Source organism: Methanosarcina spelaei, from assembly GCF_002287235.1.
GTDB lineage: Archaea > Halobacteriota > Methanosarcinia > Methanosarcinales > Methanosarcinaceae > Methanosarcina > Methanosarcina spelaei.
Window position 1 is genome coordinate 1 of record NZ_LMVP01000115.1, and the last position, 6,792, is coordinate 6,792.

At 40.1% G+C, this 6,792-nt stretch carries 2 protein-coding genes and 1 pseudogene; all 3 read right to left on the minus strand.

The genetic code is table 11. The features are described from left to right. Positions 1-4,945: PKD domain-containing protein (locus tag ASJ81_RS22695; protein WP_141241621.1), on the minus strand; the 4,945-nt coding region annotated here is incomplete at its 3' end. Between the two features lie 733 nt (positions 4,946-5,678). Beyond that, a pseudogene (locus ASJ81_RS07885) lies at positions 5,679-5,836 on the minus strand (IS110 family transposase); the annotation flags it as partial. Positions 5,837-6,467: 631 nt separating this feature from the next. Continuing rightward, positions 6,468-6,792: DUF3344 domain-containing protein (locus tag ASJ81_RS07890; protein WP_141241622.1), on the minus strand; the 325-nt coding region annotated here is incomplete at its 5' end.

Consider the following 6,792-nt stretch of genomic DNA (forward strand, 5'->3'; position numbering starts at 1 on the left):
CCGTGTTACTGCCTGCAGCGTTCTTTACTGTCAAGTTAACAGTATATGTTCCTGCCTTGGAATACTTATGAGTGGGATTCTGGACGAATGATTTTGAACCATCTCCAAACTCCCAGGTCCAGCTAGAAGCTGTACCTGTACTTGTGTCAGTAAAAATAACACTAAGCGGTGCTTTTCCTGACGTAGCACTGCTGTTGAAATTTGCAACAGGCTTTTCTATCACTTTTATATAATCGGTTTCTGTTACCGTATTACTGCCTTTAGCATTGGTAACTGTAAGTATTACCGTATACTTTCCTGCTTTGGAATACTTATGCTTTGGATTCTGGATTGTGGACGATGTTCCGTCTCCAAAACTCCATTTCCATTTAGTCGGTGTTCCTGTACTTGTGTCAGTAAAGGCAACCGTTAATGGTGTTTTTCCTGAAGCAGGAGATGCTGAAAAAGCAGCTACTGGCTTTCCTGGAGATGAACCAGTGACTTTAATGTATCCGGTTTTTACCTCAGAATCGCTTCCTCCAGGTCCGGTTACTGTGAGGTTGACAGTGTAAGTACCTGCCGTACCGTAAGTATACGAAGGACTCTGTTCCGTACTGTCTACATTGCCATCGTTATTGAAATCCCATGCATAGGAAGAAACAGTTCCTGTTGACTGATCCTTAAAGTTAACAGTAAGAGGAGCAGTACCAGAAGTCGGAGTAGCTGTGAAATTTGCAACAGGTGCTCCAGGTAATGGTTCGCTTACAACAATGTATTCGGTCTTTACTTCAGAATCGCTCCCATCTGAGTTAGAAACCGTAAGGTTGACAGTATAGTTACCAGCAGCAGTGTAAGTGTGAGTCGGGTTCTGCTCAGTGCTGTCTACAGTTCCATCATTATCAAAGTCCCATGAATAGGATGAGATATTGCCAGTTGATTGATCAGTGAAATTCACACTGAGAGGAGCAGTACCGCTAGTTACATCCGCTTTGAAATCTGCAGTTGGTAATTCTGGCGAAGCTGATGTATATTTAACACTCATAAGAGCAAGTGGAATCTTGTAATAGTTGCTCTCCTGCTTGTTATAATCAAGTTTACTGTCCTGTCCCGCAGTAAGGAGACTGCTTATATCCCAGGTATTAGAACCGTAGTAAGAACCTGATTTAACACCTGACGCCAGCTTTGTTCCCTGGAAAGAATAGGTTCCGTCCACACTGGCAAGGAAAATAGCAGTCAGGTTTGCTGAACTCCAGCCTTTTTCAAGGGAGGAAGTACCAAAAGCAGTCGAACCTGTATAAGTATCATCCAGCGGATTAACAGTATCATGACCTTGGTTAACCCAGTAATAGACCTGATCAGAATCGCCATCGTCATACGCAACAACCAGAGTCATAGCTTTGACACGACCGTCAAAGGAAGAATCAACTTTTGTGGTTGTGGCCTGAACATTTACCTGATTGCCTTTAATTGCATCAGTGAGGTCGTACCACATCAGATAATCACTTGTCACACGGTTCATATGATCGCTTAACCACACAGGACCGATTCCACCAGTACCTGGGGACGAATAAGTCGTGTTGAAGGCCTCAGTCTTCTGGATCTCATATTTGCTGTCACTATTTGTATCTATGTCAATACTTACATTGCCCCGATAGTTATTTTCCATGTGGCCGTCGTAAACGGTGACATACAGCCTTGCCCATTTAATCTTAGTGTAATCAGGCAAAGTAAACGTTTTTTGAGCAGATGTGGAAAAGCCTGGATATGAGTCACACCAGAGTCCGCCTGAAACGGTTCCGTTTTGAGCGGTAGTCAGTGGAATTCCTCCATTGTAACTTGGGGAAGTGAGAGGAGCACTGACAACAACAGGGTCGGCAGAAGTTGCTGTGTTACTTCCTCCAGGTCCTGTAGCAGTCAGAGTGACAGTGTAATTTCCTGCTGTAACGTAGGTATGAGTAGGATTCTGTTCTTTGGAAGTGCTGCCGTCTCCAAAGTCCCAGTTCCAGCTGCTCACTTTGCCTGTTGAGGTGTCTGTGAACTTGACCGCAAACGGCACCTGGCCCGAATTTGCATCAGAGGTGAAACTCGCAACCGGTGCTGAGGTGTCAGAAGTTACGGTTATGTAATCGGTTTTTGTTGTGCTATTGCTTCCACCATAGTTCGTGGCAGTCAGATTTACTGTGTATGTGCCTACGGTTTCATAAGTGTGAGATGGGTTTTGTTCGGCAGAGGTTTTGCCATCACCGAAATTCCATTCCCAACCGGTAGGACTGTTTGTGGATTCGTCCTTGAACTGGACTGAGAGAGGGGCGTTACCACTTGTCAAATTTGAACCGAAGTTTGTTTCAGGAGCAAGAACTGCTGAACCAACGGTTATGTATCCGGTTTTCTCCTCGGAGTCGCTTCCAAGAGAGTTTTTGACTGTCAGTTTTACGGTATAGTTTCCTTCTGATTTGTAAATGTAGGTTGGATTCTGCTCGGTTGAGGTACTTCCGTCACCGAAGTCCCAGGTCCAGTTGGTTGGTGTTCCGGTTGAAGTGTCGGTGAATTTAACGTTTAACGGAGCGTTTCCATTCGTAACGTTTGATGTAAAGTTGGCTTCAGAGGCAGTAGCTTTTGTGACCTCAAGGATGGCGGAAGCAAGATTCAGGTATCCTCCATCATCTCGGATTCCCAGTTGGTTAGTGCCGTTTTGTAGGGCGCTGGTGACATCGTACCATTTGTACCCTGGATCTCCACCACCATTTCCTTTGATTGGGAAGGTCTGACCGTTAAAGATAATGGTGTTTAGATCATTGTCTCCACCTGAAGGCAGTACATTTGTCACTTGAGCAGAAGCCAGGTTCTCAGTTGTAACGTTATTGAACATAGCATATGCGATATAGTAATCATCTGTTCCGCCATAAAGGGTATCGCAACCTTCATCCAGCCAGACCATCCGATATGGTTCACTGGAATCTTCATAGATAACTACAAGGACTGCTCCGTAAAGGCCTCCTATAGTTCCCACATTGGATGCATTTATGATTGCTGTATTGCTGTTTTTGTTGAAGTAGGGAGTCACATTAAAAATGACCTGTCCGTTGAAGTTATCTGTTCCATCTCCATAGAAAGCGGTCTGTTTGACAGTATTTCCATTGAACTGCAGGCTGAAGCCAGGATTGCCGGGATAATTCCAGGTATACGACTGGTAGAGTCTTGCTTCTTTTACAGTCGCATTCGCAGGGATGGGCAGATCGGTACCTGTCCAGTGTACGGTCGTTGTGTACCAACCACCGCCAGACTTGTAACCGGAATCACCCTGCGAATATTTTACTGCAATATTTCCTTCCTGGTAGGTACCTGTTTCCAGGTCATTTCCGGTATAGTATCTTCCACCGGTGTAATAGTTGCCGTTCGTTGTTACATTTGCTGGCATGGTGTACTGATTATTCGTTTCATCGCTCTCAGCTACCGTATTTTCAGTGTCAAGAGTTATCGTGACCGGGACCGTGTCACCATACTTTCGGCTCACCTGATCGGTGACATTGAGAGTGGTAGTATTTCCTGCAGCCAATCCAGGCACATCAAAATTAGTGGTGTTGCCGTCCAGCGTGAACTGCACTTTGAACGGACCTGCATCCATTGAGCCCTGGTTCTTAATCGTAGCAGTAACTGTATTCTGGATATGAGGGTATAGAGAGCTAAGAGAACTGACCAGAAGGTCTGCATCTGCTCCGGTTACACTGATGAAATCAGTCTTTTCCATACTGTTTGACCCACCGGGACCGGTAACCGTTAGTTTGACTGTGTAGTTGCCCGCAGTCGTATACATATGAGACGGTTTTTGATCAGTACTTGTAGTACCGTCACCGAAATCCCACAAATAAGAAGTAACCATCCCAGGTCCCGAAGACCAGCCAGTGAAAGTGGCAGCAAAGGGCGCCTGACCGTCAGAAGAACTTGCTGTAAACCCGGAAATCGGTTTTACGGAATCCTGACTGACAACATTACCATCCTGCCAGGTCCCCATGAGTGGAGCGGTATCGTTCCCCAGATTGTCTGGAATTGTATAATATGTGTCACCGATACCGTTACTGTCGTCATCAGTGCCAGAGTAACTGCTTCCCCAGTAGTTGCCTAAAATGCCTGATTGCTTTGTGCCATTGTAAATGTAGTCTACGGAACTTGGAGAAACCCAAGAAACAATGGACGTAGTGCCAGATTTAATTACTGTATTGCTATTGCCACTGAATGTATTAAGGTATATCTTGTTAGAACTATCTGCTTTACTCAGCTTGATTCCTGCATTAGTATTATTTATAAATAAATTTTTAGCGATTGTATTATTAGTTCCTTTATAAATGAATAATCCATTTCCAGAGCCATCTTGAATTGTATTATTCTCAAAAAAGTTCGATGATCCACAAATCAACGCACCATAACCGGAGGAGACTACTGCTCCTAGAATCACATTATCGGTGACATTATTAAAATTAGCTCCATTTTCAATACAGATGCCACCACTGGAAGGGTTAAGAATTATGTTATTAGAAATAATATTGTACGATGATAATATATCTATGTTGGCAATAGATTTTTCCAATATATTATTCTTAACAATACAATTTGAGGATCTAATTGTTATAGTGCCAAAATTACTCAAAAATTTCAGATTTTCTATATAGCATCCAGATCCTTGAATATCCAGATTGTGACCAGGCATATCTATAGTCACTTTGTCAACACTTTCACCTTTGATGGTGATATTGTTTTTACGGATTGTAATCGAAGCTGACTCGCTATATGCTCCTTTCTGGAGATAAATTGTATCACCTGGTGAAGCTGCATTGACAGCAGCTGAGAGCGAAGTATAATCACCTGTTCCATCAGCAGCAACTCTGACTGTTGCTGCTGATACTGGAGCTGCCAGCGAAGTTATGCACATAAGAGCTACTATATATAAAACTAGGAGCGTTCGTCTCATTTTTAATTCACCTCTATTTTTACCTTGCAGCCCAAACTCCTTCTATCACTGCTCAGTTTTGCTAGCTTTAGAGATGTTTAGGTTGAATCGTAACTATTTGTTTCTCTTCAAGTTTGGAAGAAAAATATCTAAAAAAATACTTTTGAAATAATTTCTAAAAATTGGACCTGCGTAAAGGGTATTTTTCAGATCAGGTCAAAATAGATCTGGTTTTGAAGAATAATTTTTCATATTTAGTTATTTAATGAGTATGAGATATACTATATATTTAAATTTTCCTAAATAATATGATGTATAAAAATACATATATGCCATAAATAACACAGAACTAAAAATAATGTTATTTATTTTGTTATTATTTTATTTTTTCTTTTTATTTATATCAACTTAAAAGTAAAAATTATATTAATATTAGGTCAAAAATAAAAGGAATATTTTGTTTCTTTAGTCTAGAGCCAGATCTTTTATTGTATCTTAAAAAAGAAGTGAGAAGGTTAATAGTTATAGATTGGTCATCGGTTAAGGAATTTTCTTGCCTGTATGTTCTCGATTTTTACATTAGAATCCGACCTTAAATTTTGGCCTGTTTACATAAAATCGATATTCTGTTCCACCTCAAAGTTTCTTAAGGTATTTGAGAACTGTTGTAGATATAGAGATAATTTATCACAATTCCTCACTTACCCGAAGATGCATGGATCATGTTATTAAGTGCAAGTTGTGCGATGAATTAAGAGTCCATCCTATCGGTTTTTTGTGCGTAAAAGCCTTCATATCTCTAGCATTTATAACTATAACAGGCAAACGATCTATCAATGAATCATAGATAGGAACCCAAAAATCATTTGTCGATTCACGTGCAACAACGTCACATTTTTCTGGTATTACCCATTTAAGGGCAGTGTGCCAGTTTTTCTGTAAAATCGCAAATTCCAAGAAGTTATTGAGTAGAAGATTCCCTATCATAAGGTATATTTTCTCCATAGTACTCAAAAACTTGACTTCAAATTTACAGCAAATTAGCTACACTGCCAATTTAGTCTAAAATTGTATCCTCTTCAAATTCGATGGAGAATTTTCCAACTAGAAAAATGGTCAACAAATTTACCAGATAGCTATAAAGTTGAATACACCGCTTGAAGTTGTTTCTTAAACTCAATTAAATTTTAATTTTTCAGCAAATACATGAAATTTACTTTTACTATACAATTTGAAGAGGATACAATTTTTTTACAAAATAAATATTATACGAGCCTATCCCAAAACCTTGAATTTTGAATACTCGCTCTAATTTCCAACAGAAAATAATAGAATAGATTTGGGAATGAAATTGGTTTTGGGATGAGCTCTACCACATATTAATGAAAAATAAGTAATTTTATTGTAAATGGTAAAACTTCAAATAAGCAGAGTATTTATATCTGAAAATTTTACTTAGCCTTTACTTTTTGCTGAAAAATTTGGTTAGAGAGGAAGGGCTATTCCTCTCCTTCTTACTATTCTTTATGTATCAATAGTTCATTTATGGTTCTGTTGCTAAGACCGCGAAGTTTATCTTGTACCAGCTATTAGGACCGCGAGAATATTCAAGACATTTATTGCCTCCCATCTGTCCCATTGGCACAGAATATGTATTAAGTCCTGCATACTTCCATTGATTAACAGACGAAGGAACAATATCCACATTGTTCCATTTGTAGTAACCATCTAAACCAGCTAGATAATCTACCCATAGAGTTGCGTCTTGTTCAGGAGTATCATTAAACCAAGTTTCGTTGTAGATATCGGAACCTACATATTTTGTCATTGGATCATGACCTTCATTGATCCAATAAGTAGTTTCACCA